The organism is Bradyrhizobium sp. Pha-3, from assembly GCF_042258615.1.
Taxonomy (GTDB): domain Bacteria; phylum Pseudomonadota; class Alphaproteobacteria; order Rhizobiales; family Xanthobacteraceae; genus Bradyrhizobium.
On record NZ_CP170152.1, the window covers coordinates 7349250 to 7367626 of the forward strand.

Annotated in this window: 10 protein-coding genes and 1 pseudogene; 5 read left to right on the forward strand and 6 right to left on the reverse strand. The window is 59.4% G+C overall.

Annotated features, from left to right (window positions below):
• Positions 1–316: 316 nt before the first annotated feature.
• On the forward strand, positions 317–1042 hold the full coding sequence (locus ACE10Z_RS34460) for an outer membrane protein (protein WP_375784769.1): 726 nt from the start codon (positions 317–319) through the stop codon (positions 1040–1042).
• A gap of 371 nt (positions 1043–1413) precedes the next feature.
• Here the strand turns inward: ACE10Z_RS34460 and ACE10Z_RS34465 are convergent, their stop codons facing one another.
• From ACE10Z_RS34465 to ACE10Z_RS34480, 4 genes are all read right to left on the reverse strand, one after another.
• The gene (locus ACE10Z_RS34465) at positions 1414–2139 is read right to left on the reverse strand and encodes a LuxR family transcriptional regulator (protein ID WP_375789990.1); all 726 of its coding nucleotides are present in this window, start codon (positions 2137–2139) and stop codon (positions 1414–1416) included.
• A gap of 607 nt (positions 2140–2746) precedes the next feature.
• Positions 2747–2962, reverse strand: coding sequence for a hypothetical protein (locus tag ACE10Z_RS34470; protein ID WP_375784770.1), 216 nt, complete (start codon positions 2960–2962; stop codon positions 2747–2749).
• A gap of 1335 nt (positions 2963–4297) precedes the next feature.
• Entirely contained in the window at positions 4298–4606 is a 309-nt protein-coding gene (locus ACE10Z_RS34475; RefSeq protein ID WP_375784771.1) for a hypothetical protein, read from the reverse strand.
• Between the two features lie 1172 nt (positions 4607–5778).
• A complete protein-coding gene (locus ACE10Z_RS34480) occupies positions 5779–7092 on the reverse strand; it encodes a DUF2130 domain-containing protein (protein WP_375784772.1) in 1314 nt (437 codons plus the stop codon).
• 42 nt (positions 7093–7134) lie between these two features.
• Between ACE10Z_RS34480 and ACE10Z_RS34485 the strand changes: the two genes are divergently transcribed.
• The 4 genes and pseudogenes from ACE10Z_RS34485 to ACE10Z_RS34500 all read left to right on the forward strand — a co-directional run bounded on the left by ACE10Z_RS34485 (position 7135) and on the right by ACE10Z_RS34500 (position 14951).
• Positions 7135–7413, forward strand: coding sequence for a hypothetical protein (locus ACE10Z_RS34485; RefSeq protein WP_375784773.1), 279 nt, complete (start codon positions 7135–7137; stop codon positions 7411–7413).
• A 202-nt stretch (positions 7414–7615) separates the two neighbouring features.
• A complete protein-coding gene (hemN, locus tag ACE10Z_RS34490; RefSeq protein ID WP_375784774.1) occupies positions 7616–8950 on the forward strand; it encodes an oxygen-independent coproporphyrinogen III oxidase in 1335 nt (444 codons plus the stop codon).
• A 2059-nt stretch (positions 8951–11009) separates the two neighbouring features.
• A complete protein-coding gene (locus ACE10Z_RS34495) occupies positions 11010–12464 on the forward strand; it encodes a carbohydrate porin (RefSeq protein ID WP_375784775.1) in 1455 nt (484 codons plus the stop codon).
• Positions 12465–12954: 490 nt separating this feature from the next.
• Positions 12955–14951 (forward strand): annotated as a pseudogene (locus tag ACE10Z_RS34500) (prolyl oligopeptidase family protein).
• Positions 14952–15112: 161 nt separating this feature from the next.
• On the opposite strand, the gene ACE10Z_RS34505 reads toward ACE10Z_RS34500, so the two are convergent.
• The gene (locus ACE10Z_RS34505; RefSeq protein WP_375784776.1) at positions 15113–16123 is read right to left on the reverse strand and encodes a pectinesterase family protein; all 1011 of its coding nucleotides are present in this window, start codon (positions 16121–16123) and stop codon (positions 15113–15115) included.
• A gap of 259 nt (positions 16124–16382) precedes the next feature.
• On the reverse strand, positions 16383–17678 hold the full coding sequence (locus ACE10Z_RS34510; protein ID WP_375784777.1) for a glycoside hydrolase family 28 protein: 1296 nt from the start codon (positions 17676–17678) through the stop codon (positions 16383–16385).
• Between the last annotated feature and the right edge of the window lie 699 nt (positions 17679–18377).

Below are 18377 nucleotides of genomic sequence, written 5' to 3' on the forward strand. Positions count from 1 at the left end.
GCCGCACAACGCCTTGCGCTTCATCGACCATCGTGAGCGGATTACCTTCTAAGAACGAACACACGAATCGATCCAAGACTGTCAGTTCATTCAGCGGGGTTTGATCCGGGTTTACCGTTCGCTCACCATGATCCACTCTCGGTTCGGAAAACCTCGGTCGAGGCTGCGCATGGTGATGGTTGCGCGCTTCACAAGCTGACGCAGCGTGCGTTTCAGCCGATTTCTTCCGGAACAATGTTGTGCCGCAGTTACAGCAATTCGCGATGATGTTGCTAAGACGCACGGCGCCGGGGGGCATCGAAAGGAACGACACTCAATGAAGACTTTACTGATTCTGACTGCAAGCATCGGCGCACTCAGTGCGGCCGCTCCCGCATTTGGTGCGGACTTCGCCGTGCAGCCCGTCAACGTCAAGGCGCCTCCGTTGCCGGTCGCAGCCCCAATCAACGACTGGACCGGCTACTATATCGGTATCAATGGCGGCTGGGGATCGAGCCACAATTGCTGGGACTTCAATGGAGTCACTCCCGAGGGCTGCCATAATTCGACTGGCGGCACCATCGGTGGCCAGCTTGGCTATCGTTGGCAGATCTTCAGGACGGTCTACGGCATCGAAGGTCAGGGCAACTGGGCCGACTTCAGCGGCTCCAATGTCAGCACCGCCTTCCCAGGAAGCACGGTTGGCACCAAGACAGATTCGTTCGGCTTGCTGACCGGCCACCTTGGCTACGCGTTAGATGCCGTGCTGCTTTACGCGAAGGGCGGTGCTGCGGTGATCAGCAACACCTATCACATCAACTCAGTGCCGACTGGGGCCGAGATTGCCAGAAACAACGATGTGCGTTGGGGCGGCGCGCTCGGCGCCGGCATCGAAGTCAGCCTCACGCCGAGCTGGTCAGCTGGCGTCGAGTATGACCACTTGTTCATCCAGGGCAGCAACGTAACCTTCCCAACGGCCGTTGGCGCCGACCGCGTCCACCAGGACGTCGATCTCATCACGGCAAGGCTCAATTACAAGTTCAGCCCGGTGTTTGCCAAATAATGATCACCACGCGCTTGCGACGGTGAATCGAGAGCCCCGACCACCGGCCGGGGTTCTTTCTTCAAGCGCTCCGCTTCCCAACGGCATCCCTGCAGCACTTTCCGAAGCACCAGGCTCGAGCTCGTCAGCGAGATCCCTGGCTGGATGGCACGACGTCGCCGGGCCCCAACGTTCGCGGTCCGCTCAGTTCATCCGACATGTCATCTGAAGGTTACGGAGCTCCACAACCTGACGCGGCGCGAGGTTTCAAATCGCCCGTCTCGACGGAGCGGTGTGTCTGCTGTTTCGGTAAATAGTGCGATGCCGAGACTTGCCAGAAGCTGGGAGTTATAATTTACCCAATTGGCGCTTGCTCCATTCGAGGGAGGAACTCAAAGAACGTTAAGGCGAATCGCCATAACGATCGCCTGGATTCGGCTGGTCGCCCCCAGCTTCCGCATCGCATTCTTGATATGAAAATTGACGGTATTCTCGCTGATTTGCAGGATCTTCCCGATTTCCCATGACGATTTGCCCTCTGCCACCCAGCGCATGCAAGTGATCTCCCGCTGCGATAGCGCCACTTTCCTTTCACAACCGTTATTGCCGGGGCGTGCGATCTCGCCATAGGCGGTGTGAAAGAGCCACGCCAGTGCGTTGAGATGACCGATGCGGTCCTGAGGATCAGCATCGTCGGACGGAGATGCAAACGACACCACAGATACGCGGCCCAACGGTCCAAACAACGGCACGCTCATGCCATGCTTCAGGCCTGCCTCTCTGGCCTCATCCAGTACGCGTCTCTCGTCGGGTTGAAGTTGATAGTGATTGGCGAGTTGATCCCACAAAAACGGCCCCGACAGCATGGGCGTCCGCCGCACCACCGGATCGATGGTATGGTACTTGCGTTTGAAGTATCGGTCGCACCAGTCTGGCGGCCACTTCACAGCCACAGTCGGGGGTGGATACTCCGCCAGCCGAAGTGGCTCGACGAAGTTGAGGGCGCCGTAAGCAACTTCACTGAACCCCTCCTCGGTGGCACAGCTTACAAGAAGCTCGAACAGTGCTCTGAGCGAATGCGTCTGGTTTGCGCATTCAGTAAAGCTGAAAAGATCCATGATGGGCGCCTCAGGACGCCGATCAAGGTCGGTGTCACGGCGTTCGATTGCGCCTGTTTCAGGCGGAGCCAAATTCCATTCCATGACCTGAACTCTTGGGTTTGTTCTTCGTGAAGTCTGGAGCGCTCGTATGCTGCGTCAGGCGCCATCTCCGAATTCGTTGCCTTGCCGCCGGCCACGGCAGCGTGATCGTCGCCGTCAAGCGGCCGAGGTGCCGCCGCTATCCTTCGACCCAGGTCGAACGGCGCGCCGCGACCACAGTGCCGATGCCCGTTCAATTTGATCTGTCCGGCTCGCGGATGACGCACTGGCGAAATCGCTAATCGCCGCAATGTTGTCCGTGGTGATGGTCTGCGCCTTCGATGCCGTTCCGGCGCCCAATTGCCCCGGTAATGCTGGCAGTGACAGAAGCTCTGATCGGTGGTCTGACCGACGCGCACGCGCGATCGATCGGAGGCGATCCGACCGTCGTAAAGACCTCACTGGCGATACGAGCCAAACAGCACCGGCGGTCACGACGTCGGCACCGGTCAGATTAGGTTGTGCGAGACCGGGGTCCGGCCTGAACGATACTTCGTTCGGTCTCAAGGGCGAGCACGAGGGGGCCCTAGGCACTGCACTTCGCGATCTCGGCGAGCCTGAACACGGCGGCTCGCTTGGAGATGCCATGCTCCACCTGCTCGGTATTGGCATCGATGCTCTGCTTCCTGGCGAAGATGACAGGGGCGTCACTTTTCTTCCCAATCTTGCGGATTGCTATCGCTAGCCTTTGACTGGTCCCTGGCCGTTTGACGGCGTCGAGGGCGCGATTGATGAGCAACACGGAACAGTCGACGCAAAAGGTAACCGCCCGGCATGAGTGCCCGGCCTCTGAGGCGCTCCGTCTGGCAAGTCCGACGCGAATGGATCGACGAGGCAAATAATGGTCGCGTCAGAGGCGCAACGGGAGATACGCGGAGTCGCGAGACCTGCTTGATGCAGAGGACACTTAGCATGCGCAACTCCAGAGGGGAGAGGACCTGTGGATCGGATCAGCAAGTGTCGTACCAATTGTTGAGCTCGCTAAAATCGACCGTCCAGACAAGCGCTTGACAGGATAGCGATCGGTTCCCACGGACTAAGCGCATTGAAGCAATCGTGACACCGGGGAGGAAACGCGACAGCGCCATTTGCGCCAGCTGCTGGGAGCGGCCAGGATCGCCAATCCGTTTCTTCGTAGCGACGACCTTCCGACACGCGCGCATGGCTGCCGGCACGTGAGGAAGTGGACGGCCTCGCGCTCACGATCAGCAAGACCTGAAACTTGGTTGTGAATTGGTGAGCTGCTTGGATCTGGGAACGGGACGGGACCGAACTAAGGCGCCCCGACGCACTTTGCCGGGGTGGAAGTGCGCCGGGCCCGCCCCAACATCATCAGTACATCCGTGATGATGCTTGCGGCAATGAGACAAGCAGCGTGGCGGAATTGAGGCTCATCCATTCCTTTGACTCGGAGCGCAAAATGTTTTCATGCGCAACTCCAAGGGACTTGAATCGCACGTAGCGTCAAGTTGTAGGATTCCGCACTCGGCGTTCTCATATAACAAGGGGCTGCTTGTCCGTGACATCACCAGGCTTGGAATTGGGATTTCGATGCATGCTACGCTGGGATTCTTTGCCGGTGACGCGAGATCCACCGAGACCAAGTGCCGTTCCGTTTCAAAGGCGCCGGGTCTGATCCGCGCTTGTTTCCTGATGATCGAGCTGCCTTGAATGACTCTTGGATGAACTCCGCAACATCCGAATGCAAACCTGCATCGCGAACAGCGCAGCGGCCTCTACGCGATCAATGCTTGTTGACACTTTCAGTGTACGGAGAGGCTATTGTTGGACTTGCTCGCGCTTTTGATCTGTACCGGCAGCACCGACGTAGAGAATGCAGCAAAGAAGGGAGTACGACGTAAGACCATCGCATATGCAATTCCTCACCAGTGAATCGGTACTTTGAAAGCGGGTTCCGTGGCCGACAGGTCGTTGATCGCGCGAAACGCGCCCAGGAGCCGACATAGTTGTGCTGCGCTTCTTGCGAGTTCTTCTTTTGTCAGAGATCATCGCTCAAGGGCGATTGGTTCGTCGCGATGCTGTAGACGTCGCGCCAGCGTCGCTTGTTCGTAGATTGTTATGGCATTGCACCTTTCGTGAGCCACTGAAGAAGATAGATCAAGGTTGGGCGGACGGCGGCGGCGCACGCAAAGGAGGCTGCAACAGTGTTATTCTTGGACTGCACGCGGCTGGTGGCAATCATGTCAACGTCATCGATAGCCGCCGAACGCTCGCTAGCGTCTCCTAACATGAAATGAGTGGCCCCAAGTTCTTTGTTTCGAGTTGCCACCTTCGCGACCGCCGCTCGTAGCCAGAAAGTCGCCGCTCCTGCCGTCAACGGAATCAGGATGAAGTTTAAGCACGACACGACGAATGGTGGCTGCATCAAAGCTGCGTCCTTGAATTCAACGATCGGTTCAGCGTTCTCCGGGCCATCACGTTGAGCGCGAGCTGTCGTGCGTTATCTTTGTGGCCGCAGCGCCAGGAGATGGCTTTGCTTGTACGGATAAACCCCAGACCGTTGAACAATTTTTGCAATGCATGCGCCGCTCCAGATCGTTGAATCGGCATTGACTTCGGTCGACGGATGATGCTGAGCGGCATGGTCTGAGGCGTGTCGTACCCGAGGCATTTCACCGTAGCCCTCATTGAGCACGTCGCCGCGCGCAATGGATCGCTGCGCCGGTCTTGGAGGCGAGCATGCGATGGTTCCAGCTCACAGGTCGGTCGGCGCTCTTGCGTCCCTCGGCAGCATGTTCGGCGGCGGCGAGAGCTGCGCGCCGAATAGGGATTGGGCGCGATTTCGATCCCTTGCCGACCATCAAACCGCGGCGATGGGCGGGTGGCAATCGTCGGGGCCCGGCAGTCCCCGCGAGATACCTGTGGTCGGGGCGTGGATATCGGCTGGCACGTCTTGCGACCCGCTTCAGTGAGATGGCTTCAGGGAATTCGACGATAAAGAGCACCAATTTATATGAGCTCTACAGATATTACGTTTGTTTCACTTATTACAGATGGAGGCCGCTCGTGGCTGAAACTCTGACCCGTCTGAAGATTGAAGGTAGCGATCGCGACGAGGCGCGTAAGGGAGCCGACTTTCTGGGCCGCGCCGCTATGCACGAACGGGGCGGAAATAGCCAGCGGTTTAGCACCTCAAGGCAAGTCGATCCTTCAATCCGAGTACTGTCTCGCAGCCCAGGCACAACCAATCAAATTGTCGCAGACCTCGTCCTCGATGAGACGAAACTGAGCGCAGGCGAACGGCAGGCAACGAGAAACGCCAGCCAAACGGCGGATTATTCTAGCTGTGGGTCGTGGCCGCCTATCGCTGCTCCGGTGGCCTTTCTGCCGGACAGCATCGACTGCGCCGGACCATCCGCTACCGCTCCTTCGCGAGCCAGTGCAAGCGCTTGGAAACCGGTTAGTACGGCGAGCGGAACAAGATGCGATGCGCCAGTGTGGCAACCGAGCGCCACGGGCTTGCTGCGCCACTCGACTCGAGCGTCTTGTAAAAAGACGAAACATCCTAAAAGGCGGTCAGCTTCGCATCAACGTCGATCATGAGGCTTTGCGCTCTGGCTCGGCAGAGCTTTCCAGTAGCGGGGCATCAAGACTCGGAATATCGGGCATTGCTTTGCCGGCGATCGCCTGGAGGTCGCCGACCATGCCGACAGTCGATTCGATGACAGATAGGATCTGCGTCTCGCGCTTGGCCCATTGCCGGCCCATGAACTTGCGTTCCTTGTCCAGATCGTCGCGCATATCGTTGAACTTCTCGACGACAGCTTCAACCCGCTGGCGGAACTTGGTACCGGTCAGATACCGGTACACCTGCTCCATCTTGGTTTGCTGGCCTTGTTGCACAAGGCGCGAGCTATTCACGTCGATCACCCCCTGACGGAGCGCGATCGCAACCGGAATGGCGTAGCGGGGATGGGCAACCCATATTCCGTCGATCAGGTCGAAAAACTCGACGTGCCTCGGCAGCGCCTGTGAAATGATGAGCGCCACGTCTGCACCGCAGCGCCGCTGGTCGTCGCGCAGTTTCCCCAGCCAGCCATCGCTCCATGCTTTCGTGCGCTTGGATTCCCAAAGGATGATACCGGCAGGATGACCGATCGAACCGTTGACCTGCTGGACAACGTCCGCACCCAGCTCTCCTTTGCCGATCGGCTCAATAGTGTCCGTGGGAAAACGGCTCCGAAGCAGCTCTTCGAGCTCGAGCTCGAGCACTTCGCCCTGGGATTGCTGCGAGCCCTGCTCGGCCTTGCGCTTCAACTCTTCGATCGTCCGCGCCATCGAGTCGATCGTTTGATCCTTCTCAAGAACGCGCAAGCGGGCGGCTTCGTCGGCTTCTTGCCTGGCTTTGGCCTGGATGTCGGCGATCGAGGCCTGTACGCGCTTTTCGATGGTCAGATCGAGTTCACGCTTCGCTTCATCAAGGGCACGTTGCTTGCGGATCAGCTCGGCTTGAGCCTGCTGCGCCTCGGCAAGTTTGGCATTGTTGGCCTCCAGGCTTTGACGAAGCTCGGCCGCTTCGGCAGTTTTTGCCACGAGCTCCGCCGCCGCGGCCTCCCGAGCCTTCTTCGCTTCCATGGCGATGAGTTGACCGCGCTCCGCAGCCAGCCGCTCGGCCACCTGGTCCTCGATCTGCTCGCGTTGCTTGTCCAGTTGCTCTTGCTCCTGGCGCAAGGCCTCGGTCTTGCGGGCAACCTCGGCGTCCTTGTCCGCCAATCGTTGCTGAAAGTGCCGCCGGGTTTCCTCGATCAGCGGAGCCGCGAGAGATTCGGTGAGATGAATCTCGTGATTGCAGTTTGGGCAGTGGAGAATGGGCTGATGCGCGGCGCCGCCCGCGGGTATTTTCAGGTTCATGAGCCCCTCCTACCGTATTGATCCGAGGCTGGCGGACTGAACGTGATCTTGCCAGCATTCCAGCGTTTACCATGCGGCTTTAGCCTGATTTCCCCATCCTGGTCGAATGCCACGCGCATCCACATCAGCTTTTCCACGGAAAACCAGCTTGAAATGACTCAGAGGCAGCTTGGCTCGGTCTGGGGGGTGCCTATCCCTGTTTTCTTCACAAAAGACTGCCCGTTGGAGGATGCAGAAGCGATGTGCCTTCAGATGAGCGATTGGCATTGCGCGCAGGTTGGTCGCGGGGACGTTTTGGCCGCTTCAGCCGTGCTCATTTGACAAGTTCATTCTTGCAACAGTCATCCAAATGATTGCCAGCGAGTGGTTCTCACTCCCGCTCTCGGGCGCCCAAGCCGCCCTGGCAGTGCCATCGAGAACGGGACCAGATTTCAGGACCAAAGCGGGCGCTTTGACATAACGCAAAGACACAGCAGAGAGCATAGGTCAACTTCATGCTGTATGAGCATGGGAATGTTAAGCCTTGCAGACCTCACTCCTGAACAAGTATTGCGATGCTCGTCTGCCTTGGTACACCATCTACCCAACCGTGCCTGATTTCTCTGCGACCGTCGGCGCCGAGGCTTGCAAGACATGGTTGAGGCGGCTGCCGCCCGACGACCCCGTATCTCTCTATCTCCACGTTCCGTTCTGCCGGTCGATCTGCTGGTATTGCGGCTTCCCCACGAGCCTCACTCGCGACGAGCGGCCAGTTCGTGATTTTCTGGCGGTACTGCGGGAGGAGATTCGATTGGTCGCAGAGCAAACGCCGCGCGGCCTGCCCGTGAGCGACGTGCACTTTGGCGGCGGAACGCCGACCACCATCGCGCCAGCCGATTTCCTGGCCCTTATGGAACTCCTACGCCGCTGCTTCGCGTTTAGCAATTCGGCTACCGTCGCCATCGAGATCGACCCGCGCACGTTCACGGCGGAGATGGCCGAAACCTTAGGCGCAGCCGGCGCCAGCCGCGCGAGCATCGGCGTGCAAAGCTTTGACCCCCTGGTTCAAAGGGCGGTCAACCGGCTCCAGAGCGAGGCGCAGACGGCTTCTGCCGTCGACAATCTTCGCCGGCATGGAATAGGCCGCATCAACTTCGACCTCCTCTTCGGGCTGCCACATCAGACAGTGCAGTCCTGCGTGGACTCCGCGAGGACGGCCCTGGCCATGCGGCCCGACCGGCTTGCGGTTTTCGGCTACGCCCACGTTCCCTCCTATATGAAACGTCAGCGCCAGATCGACGAGGCGGCGCTGCCGGACAATGTTGCCCGCGCCGAGCAGGCTGCGGCCGTGGCCGATACGCTGGTCTCCGCCGGCTACCGCCAAATCGGGCTCGACCATTTCGCCTTGCCGGACGACGAGCTCGCGCTGGCGCAGACAGCCGGCCAGCTGCGCCGCAACTCCTTGGGATATTCGGCCGCTACCTGTAAAACCGTGATCGGCTTCGGTCCCTCAGCCATCGGCCGTCTCCGTGACGGATACGTCCAGAACGAGATCGCAACCGCTTCCTATAACCAACACATCGGAGCTGGCCGTCTGGCAATCTCAAAAGGCTACTGTCTCACCGCGGAAGATCGCCTCCGGGCCGCAATCATCGAGCGTCTGATGTGCGACTTACAGGCCGACGTGCCGGCAATCTGTGCCGCCCACGGATTTGATCCGATTGCTGTTCTCGATTCAGCTGACCGCTTGGGAATGCTCGCGGAAGACGGGATAGTGGACATCGAAGAGGGTTTCATCCGTGTCAGGCAGGAGCACCGTTTTGTCATTCGCGCTGTTGCTGCCGCTTTCGACACTCATTTCGACCGCGCACCCTACTAAAAATAGCCACGCATGTGACCCCCTCCAGAAGCATCAACGCTTCTCGTGAACGAGTGATCGGAAGAAGCGCCCGGGCAGTTGCCCCTACGCGCAGATGGTACGCCTCAAGGGAGCAGTGGACCTGCCCGTCTGGACCAATCTCACAAGCGGCGGCAAATCGCGCTGAAAACTCGCGCCGAATGTCGAAGCAGTTCGTCCGTGCGCGACAGGACGAGCGGACCGGAAATAGTTTCAACCGGTAGGATCTACGCCTGTCGCCGTCCGAGACGTCAGGGCTCGCCTGTCTTCGGGTTTGCGATCACTGGCGCGCCTCCGACGGAAACGGGTCCCTGTGGTTTCGACCGCCCAACGCGTTTCTTGACTGGGCTCGAAATAGCTTGGGCTGGCGACGAGGGAGGGACGGAAGGCGCAGAGGGGGCGGGTATTAAATTCTGCAGAGAATCGATCCGCGAACTCAGCACGGCGATCTGATCCAAATTCGCTTTGAGGTCCTGCCGCTGGGCGTCGAACCGGCGATTGAGTTCTGAGATCTCATCGGCAGCCTTCTGCTGTGCCCACTTTAATTCGGACAAGGATGCCCTGTCCTCCGGTGACAGACCCATCGTTGGAGGAACTTCCCGGGCTACCGGCGTCTCGACAAACTCTCCGAGGTTGGCCCAAAAATAGGCACCAGCGCCACACGAGCCGAGGAGAACGAATGGCAGCACCAAAACCCAGAGAATGCGTCTTGGCGGTCTGTGCAAGAGCGGCCGCAAGTCCTCAGCGGCTGCTTGATCAATCATCTCCATCGTCCCTCATCCAACATCCCTGTTCCGATCGGCTTTTTTCGTTGACGCGAGAGCTTGCGACGCTCACGCATTCCTGTGGCATCGAGCGTCGACAGTACCATTCTTCGCAGCCTCGCCCGATCATGTGACCCACTGGCTTGATGAAGCGGCTCCTGTGAGGCGCCCTTTTTGAGCAACACAAAGCGACACTTTGCGCGGGCTCCAGCACCATAGCGCCACCAGCGAGCGATAGTTCTCGTCTTCGTCGGCGATGGCGCAGCATTTTTCTATCATCAGACCCTTGCAGACCCTTACCTTGCCAACGCTCGAATGCGAACTGGCCACTGCTCCCCGGAGTGTTCTTTGCGATGGAGCCCGCCTTGCGGCTTTGCCGAGACCGGCGACTTCATCGAACCGTTGCACATGGTCAACTACCAATCCCGGCAGATTGATCGAGATGACGGGAACATGGCAAGCGTGACTAATGAAAGCCGCGCACGTCAAGGGAGACCGAATGCAGGACAGATTGGCCGGACCAACCGAGCCGATGGATCTACCAACTGCTGGTCCGCCCCACCAAAGCAGTTGGAAGGCCAATTTCTCTGTTCTCCCGGGCAACCATGATGGACGTTGTGGTGCGATCGCCGGGCGCACAAGCTCCAAGGCTCTCTGGCCTTCGAGCCTATCGAATTGTCTCGTCTTTCCGCGACAACGACACCGAGGAGGCCTCATGAAGCCACGCCTCGTGGCCGGCGACGCTTGCTTTCTGGTAGCTGCCATTTCGTCGAGCAGGACGCCTTCGATCAAGGTACGCGGCACCGAGAGACTCCTCCGACCCACAGTGAAGCAAGGTCGTCGTTCGCAATGTCGTGGTGGCGAGGAACGCCGAGGCTCCTCATGGTCGCCGCCAGCTTCTCGCCGAGCCAGCGCGCGCCGCTCGCATGATGCACAAAGCAAGATGCAACGAGATCAGGCTCGCGCCTGCCAGTGACGAGGTTTGGCAAGGCTAAGCGGATCTCGCTGGATCGAGGGATCTCCTGCTGCAGGGCGTTCCCGTCGCCCTCTGACGCAAAACGTTGGGTGTCCGCTCTGGGCCAATCAGCGCGGAGTGCAGTCCATTCATGGCTGGCAGACACGGACTGAAGTACACTATGCAGGACTGCTTTCTTGCGACGACATCGCCTCGGATCGACTCGGCTGCACCGGCACTTTCTTTCAACTTTCGACCAGCCGGGAAACGACGTGGGCTTGCCATCGCACTTCCGCTAGCGGCTAGTCTGGTCGGCACTTCCATGCTGGCACAAGCCGCTAACGAACCTGATTCCAAGAGCGGTACTGCGGATCGGGCCAACAAACGAAGAATTCAAACAGCTTTCGATCCGGCCACAAAGGTCCGGATCGGCATGATCAGTCAGGCAATCCGCTCTCGTGCCTGGGCGCCAGCAGTAGGTCCCGGCGTGTCTCTCGACAAGCGCGACAATGCGAATGGGGCCGCTCAGGCGAGAACGCAAAAGACGATCGAGCCCTTCGCAAGGTACGAAAATCTGCGTGAAAAAGGGTTGTGGCTCAACATACCTGGCCCTGCCGACACGATTGATCAGGACAGGCACGGCATCAGATCCGCACTGGCAGACGTCGGCGTCGGTTATATCGGCTGGTCACATAACATCTTTGCAAACAACCAGCTGCCGAATGCAGCCAGAAGCAGCATCGCCAACCAGCTCTATATGGGCCAGAATCCGACGTTTGCTACGGCGAACTTCATGATCGTCACCTACGATCTCAGCCGGTTTGGCATCCCCGATGGCCAGATTGTCGTGGGAGCCGAGCAGCAATACTGGACATGGAAGTCCCCGGGGCCAGATCGAGTGGGACTGAATACGCTCGCCTACTATCAAACTTTCTTCGACAGGAAACTCGAACTCAAACTAGGTTATCTCAGGAATCAAAATGAGTTCACCGGCACATTGTTCGGAGGGATCTCAGGATCAAACATGTTTGCCTTGTTCCAAGGAGGCATGAGTACCAACCCTGCGCCCACGCCGGCGGTCAACCTGAAGTACAATCTTGATGATCGCTTGTACAACAAAGTCTCTGTGCAGCGCTCGATCAGTCCAGATGGTCCCTATGCGCAGATGGCCGAAAATCCCTCCGGCTTGAACTGGAGTACAGCCAACGCGGGCATTCTTTTCGTTGATGAACTTGGCTACAAGAGCAAGGCCGCTGCCGGCGTGCCCGACACGTGGCTGCGGGCGGGCGTCGGCTTCAACACCAGTCACTACAAGAACCTCGCGGATCCGGATCAGCAAAGGGAGAGTGGGAATAATTTTCATTACATGGCAGCGGACAGGCAGCTCTCGCAGAGTGACGCTGAGGGGGCGCCATCTCGTGGCATCTACGGCGGATTCTCGGTCATGGGTGCTCCGCCTGACTTGAACAGGATCAGCCGGTATTACGAGCTTCGTCTTTATGCGAAGGGACCGTTTGATAGTCGGCCCAGTGATCTGATGGCACTCGTTGCCACCAACACGGCCTGGAGCAAGTTTGCAGTGGATGCGGCCTTGGCCAAAGGGCAGCTTGTACATCGCGATACCACAGCAATCACGGGAACATATACTGCTCATCTCGCTCCGGGGATATATGCAAGCGTCGGCTTGTCATACATTCATAACCCGACGAGCGTCACACACACGCCCCAAACGGAACATGCCCTCAATCTGCTGGTGTCGACGTTGATATTCTTCTGACTCACCGAGAATGCTCCGCAATTCGGCCCCGTACGCCCGCTTCTGATGAATTGCCTGCCGATCACGACGAAGACTGGCGAGACCGGCCGCGCAGCGATATCCGCAGCGCATGCTGGTACCACCGCGACGGATGTCACAATGCCCGCAGTCACAAGGGACAGGTTCTTTATTCGAGTTTCAGTCGTTTGGACGACCACCGCTGCGCGGCGGCGTAGCAGGCTGAACGCCGGTTCATTGCAATTGTGCGTGCGGCATTCAGCGCGCAGGAATCATCTTGAATTGTCCCGAGCGTCAGGATGTAGACTCGGACGGTCGTTCATCAAAATTGAGGACATGCGAGGCTTTGATGCGGCGATGGGCGTGCGCAACAAGGCCAGAAGTGGAGTGAAGCGTGGTCAAAGCAAGCGCGTCGACAAGATCACCGGCTGGAAAGCCGACCATCCTCGCTCCTGATGATGATCCCTATCTGTGGTTGGAACAGATCGAGGGCGTGCGGGCGCTGAAATTTGTCGAGCGGCAGAATGGCAAGACGCTGCAGGTGTTTGGCGGCGCGGCATTCGAGCGGGATCGGGACGCGCTGGCCTCGATTTACGATCGAGAGGACAACATCCCCTTCGTCAGCCGGCGCGGCGGCCATCTCTACAATCTCTGGAAGGACGCCAATAATCCACGCGGCCTCTTGCGACGAACCACCCTGGAAGAATTTCGCACCCCGAACCCGTCATGGGAAGTTCTGCTCGACGTCGATCAGCTCGCGGTCAGCGAAGGCGAAGACTGGCTTCTGAACGCGACGGTCTCGCTGGCCGGGAATCATAGCAGGACGATTTTGAGCCTATCGCGCGGCGGCGCTGATGCCGCCACCTTGCGTGAGTTCGATTACGATGCGAAGACCTTTGTGCGCGATGGCTTCATCTTGCCGGAAGCGAAGAGCGACGTTGAATGGCTCGATTCGGATACGCTGTTGCTGACGAGCTCTCATGGGCGGGGCATGGCGACCACTTGCGGCTATGCGCGCACGATACGGCTGTGGCGGCGCGGCACACGGACCGATCGAGCTCCGGTGATCTTTGAGGTTCCAGCCGATCATGTCATAGCCCTATGCGGTGTCGACCACACCGTCATGCCCGCACGGATGTGGTTCGTCGATCACCTGGACACCTTCAACTCCTTGTGGTGGGTTGGTGATGAAAAGGGCGCCAAGATGAAGCTCGATCTTCCAAGCGACATTCGCCTGCAAGCCCATGGCGACTGGCTTGCGATCGGGCCGCGCAAATCCTGGTCTGTGGCGGGGCAGACCTATGCCGCGGATCAAGTGATCGTTATTTCGTTGGCAGATTTCCTAGCAGGCAACCGCAAGTTCGAGGTTTTGTTCGAACCGGGCTTGCGCCGCTCCCTGCAGGAGTTCTTCTGGACCGCCGGCAAGCTTGTGCTTTGCATTCTCGACGAGCTACGGCCCTCCTTCGAGATCTGCACGCCCTCTGATCATGGGTGGCGCCACGCGCAACTGCACGGGCTTCCCGATATCGGGGTAGTCGACGTCGGGCCCATCGACAGCGAACCGTCCGAAAGCAATGGCGACCTGCTCGTCATCAGCCAGGATCCGCTCACGCCAGCTTCACTGATGCTGATCGAGAATGGCATCGGCAGTCCGGCCGTGCTCAAGCGGGCGCCAATGACCTTTACCCCGGATGGGCTTGTGGTCACTCAACACGAGGCAATTTCGATCGATGGCGAGCGCATTCCCTATGTCCAAACCGGTCCGGCCGGCGAGAGCGGCGATGCGCCGGTCCATATGAGCGGCTATGGCGGCTTTGGGATTTCGATGAAGCCACACTACGATCCAGCGCTTGGCAAGCTTTGGCTGGAGCGAGGTGGCACCACCGTTCAGGCGAATTTACGGGGCGGCGGTGAGTTCGGCACGCGCTGGCACGATGCCGGCCGGCTCGCCGGCAAGAAACTGTCGCATGACGACTTCGCGGCGGTTGCCGCCGATCTCGTGCGTCGCGGCGTGACGAAGCCGAAGCGGATCGCGGCCCAAGGCGGATCGAACGGCGGCATCCTCATCACCAATATGCTGACGCGATATCCGGAACGCTTCGGCGCGCTGTTTTGTACAATACCGCTGATCGACATGCGCCGCTATAGTAGCTTCTGGCAGGAGCTAGCTGGATCGAGGAATATGGCGATCCCGACAAGCGCGCGGATTGGGAATGGCTCAAGACTTATTCCGCGTATCATGCAGCCAAAAGCGGACAAAAATATCCGCCGATCCTGATCGCTACTACGCGGCGGGATGATCGTGTTCATCCCGGACACGCGCGCAAGATGGCCGCGAAGCTCCAGGCGATGGGTTATGAAGCCTATTTCTACGAGCTGGCTGCGGGCGGACATGGCTATGGCCGAGACAGCAAGGAACACGCCGGCTTCGAGGTCCTGGGCTTTCGATTCTTGAAGAGCAAGATCGGCTGGTCAGATGGCGGGGCTTAGGGGGCGCGTCCCGTGCGATCCCACAAATTCGAGGTGATTGTTGGATGACAGCGATGTCAGGGCGCAGAGGAGCCATCAAGGTAGCGGCTCGCTCGACCAGAAGCAGCTAGACGCCCTTCGAATCCCGGCTTTCCGGCCAGCGGCCCAATGGCGTCAAACCCTCATCTTGAACGTTTTTCCAATCCCTTTCTTGATGGTTCGCTGGACAACCAATCTGTGGCACGACCGAAGAATGCTCTCAGGGACCATTTCGCGGCTTCGCTGTCCGACAGTTGATGAGAGTGAGGCTCGCGACCCTCCGAATTGGCGCCGATGCCCGAGGATTTGTATTCGGCATAGTAGGCCGTTGTCAGCGTATTGGTCTTGCCGGGAGTCCATTCGCGCCACCCTTCGGCGATGACCGGCGCATCCATCTTCGTTGCCAGAAAGATCACTGCGGCATAGGGGCGCCAAGCGCGCCCAAGCGCAACATAACGCGCGGCAGGGTCGGCGGTCAGCCTGCAATGATCGAACACATAGGCGCTGTCCTCGTCCGGCGTGGCTTTGCTCTGTGCGGTATAGACGACCGCCTGGTTCGCGATGCCGTGCAACTCACAGTGCCGGAAATAGGCCTTGGCATTGCCAAATATGAAATCGACATGCCCCTCGATGTAGCAATCCGAGAAGTACTGTCGCGACATACGGCCGTTCGACCCCTTACCGGCGAACAGCGTGTCCTGGGCGCCGAGCAGGCGGACACGGGTGACAACGTCCCTGTCTCCGGTAACGGACAGCGCCACTGCCTGCGAAGCTGGATTGGCCGCGTTGAGGGCGTAGTCGTTTTGAACAGTCAAATTGTCAAGCCGGAAGTCATCTCCAGAAGCGTCGAGCGTCGCAGAATGAGCAGTTCCTCCGACATTGATCGCGCCGTCGCCGTACACAATGACCGTATCATCCGGCTTCTTGCCAGCGCCTTTGAGATGAACACCGGATTTGACGACTTTGACCTTCTCGCGATAGACGCCAGGGGCGATCTGGATATCCCCGCCTTGCGCCGGCAATGCGTCGATGGCTGCCTGCACGGAGTGATAGGCCGTCCCATCAGCGTGCGAGACAAAAAGCAGCTGAGCATCTGCTGCCGAAATGCAGCAACATCCGGCCAGGGCCGCAGGGCAAAGCGTGATAAATCGCATTAGATCTCACTCTTCATCCGGCTCGCTGCACGCTCGATGCGATCGGCCGCACCACAACAGCAGCGAAACCCGTCAACGCAATAACATGCCAACCGGGAACTGGCGCCAGAATCCAGAGTGGTCGTGCGTGATGAGACGGTCGGAAAACCTTGCAAGGAGTCACAGCGCCATGAAACCACGCCGGCGCAACGTCAGTGATCAAAACCGCATCAAGGCGGAGCTGACCCGCCTGACGCTTGCGAGGAGTTGTTGTGGTTACTCATCGCCAATTGCGGAAGGCCTTTGCGCATCCGTTCCATCCGCCTGACACATGTTCTCCAGCCCGCCCGGGCAGCGGCGGCGACACGTCAGAATGATTTGCGGTCACGTTTGCATTTTCCAACTGCCAAGTCGCGGCATCGGAAAATCGAACATCCTCCAGCGTCACGTCAAGGGCATGCCCCTCATCTGCACCCCGCATCAGCAGCGCGCCGTTATCGCCATGCACATGGCGCAGAGCGATCTGGCGATAGACTGGAATTCTCGTGCCTTGTGCGCGCGGATCGTATTTTGTATCAAAGGCGATCGGCCATCGGTTGCCGCGCAGACAAACATTCTCATACGTCACTCGCTCCACGAGGCCACCTCGACTGACATCGCTCTTGATGCGCAGGCCAGACGTCGTGCCGTCCAGGGTCAGGTCGCGAACCAGGATGTCGCTGGCACCCGAGTTCACTTCGCTGCCGATCGACATCCCGTGTCCCCAGCCGAAATAATTATCGACGATGGAGATATGCCGGGTTGAGCCATTGTCGCCGGCTTTGATGGCCACGTTGTCGTCTCCGGTGCGGATAAAGCTGTGGGTGATGGTCACATCCTGGCTGGCGCCAGGGTCGATGCCGTCGGTGTTGCGGGCGTCGGCCGGTGCATCGATCGTGAGGCCCCAGAACGTGGCACCCTCGACCCGGTTCATCGCCACGTGGAAATTAGGCGCATTGCGCAACGTAACCCCATGGAACGTGATGTCCTGCGCATGGTCGATCTGGATCAAACGCGGGGCGTTCTGGTTGCCGCCCTCACCTTGCGCGCGGCGGGCCAGCTGCCACCAAGTCTCGGTGCTGCCGGCGATGGGTGCGCCACCTCGGCCATCGATGATGCCGTCGCCATAGATGCCGCCGCCGCGTGTTTTGGAAAAGCTGATGAACGGCCGGCAACCGTCGCCTTTGCCAGCGATGCGACCACACTGTCCCCGGCCCCTGTCATAAAGAGCTGGTTCAGGCATGGCGAACAGCGTGGTGCCGCGTCCAATCCATAACGTCACGCCTGACTTCATCTCCAGTGGACCCGACCGGAACTCGCCACGCCCTAGATAGACCGCAGCGCCGCCGGGGCAATGGTCGATGGCGCCTTGCAGCCCGGCCGTATCGTTCGTGCCAGACGGCGTGGGGCGGTCGCAGACCGTATGGGGTGCCACAGGTTCGGCGACAACGCGGCGGTCTTGCGCTTTGGCGGCGGGGCAAACAGCCATGGAGGCAACGATGGACAACAAAACCCATTCGCGAAAACGCTTTGTCATCGACCTCCTCGTGCTTTGCCGCGCGCATCCTGCCGCATGCTTTGTCTGGAACTGAGCGTTGGCTGGATCGGCCGCCGCTCGTCTCACTGGCCCGCTCAAGATGACATTTATAAGACGCACAGGCGTGGACCTTGTGAGTTCGCGGCAGCAGCGTGCCTGTGCGCGAATATGGCCCCGACGCGGTGCAGGTGGCTGCCCGCTGACACCTGCTCAACAGTCTAAGTGAGGCCCTGCGCCACGCGGTCGGCCGCCATCGTCACAACGACACCGTCGCCGTGCAAATCATGGCGTCCGCGCAACGAGCGAAGACCGGCGGTTCCACGCCGTCGCCTGGCCTTGCACAGTTGCGGGCGGATCGAGAGGCTGCGGGACTTGAGCGCTAAGATGAAATTTGTCGCCTACGCCAGCATGGTTGCTTGACATCCAGGACCGCCCAATTTGCTCGGCGTCGACAGGCGCACTGTTCGGCGCTGCCCGGCTGCTGGCGGCGAACCGGAGCATTCGCGTCCTCCCAGACCCTCACATCGCGCCCTTCGAGGTATGGCTCGAAGCGCCGTGCGCCTCCGGCGACCAGGTGGGCCAGCAGCCTTGGCGGGACCTTCGTCGCGCGATGGGCCGCTGGAGCTTGTTGTTTTTGACTGGAAGCGGGATTCCCAGAAGTGAGGATTTCTGATCCAAACTCCACACTGCGGTATGGGG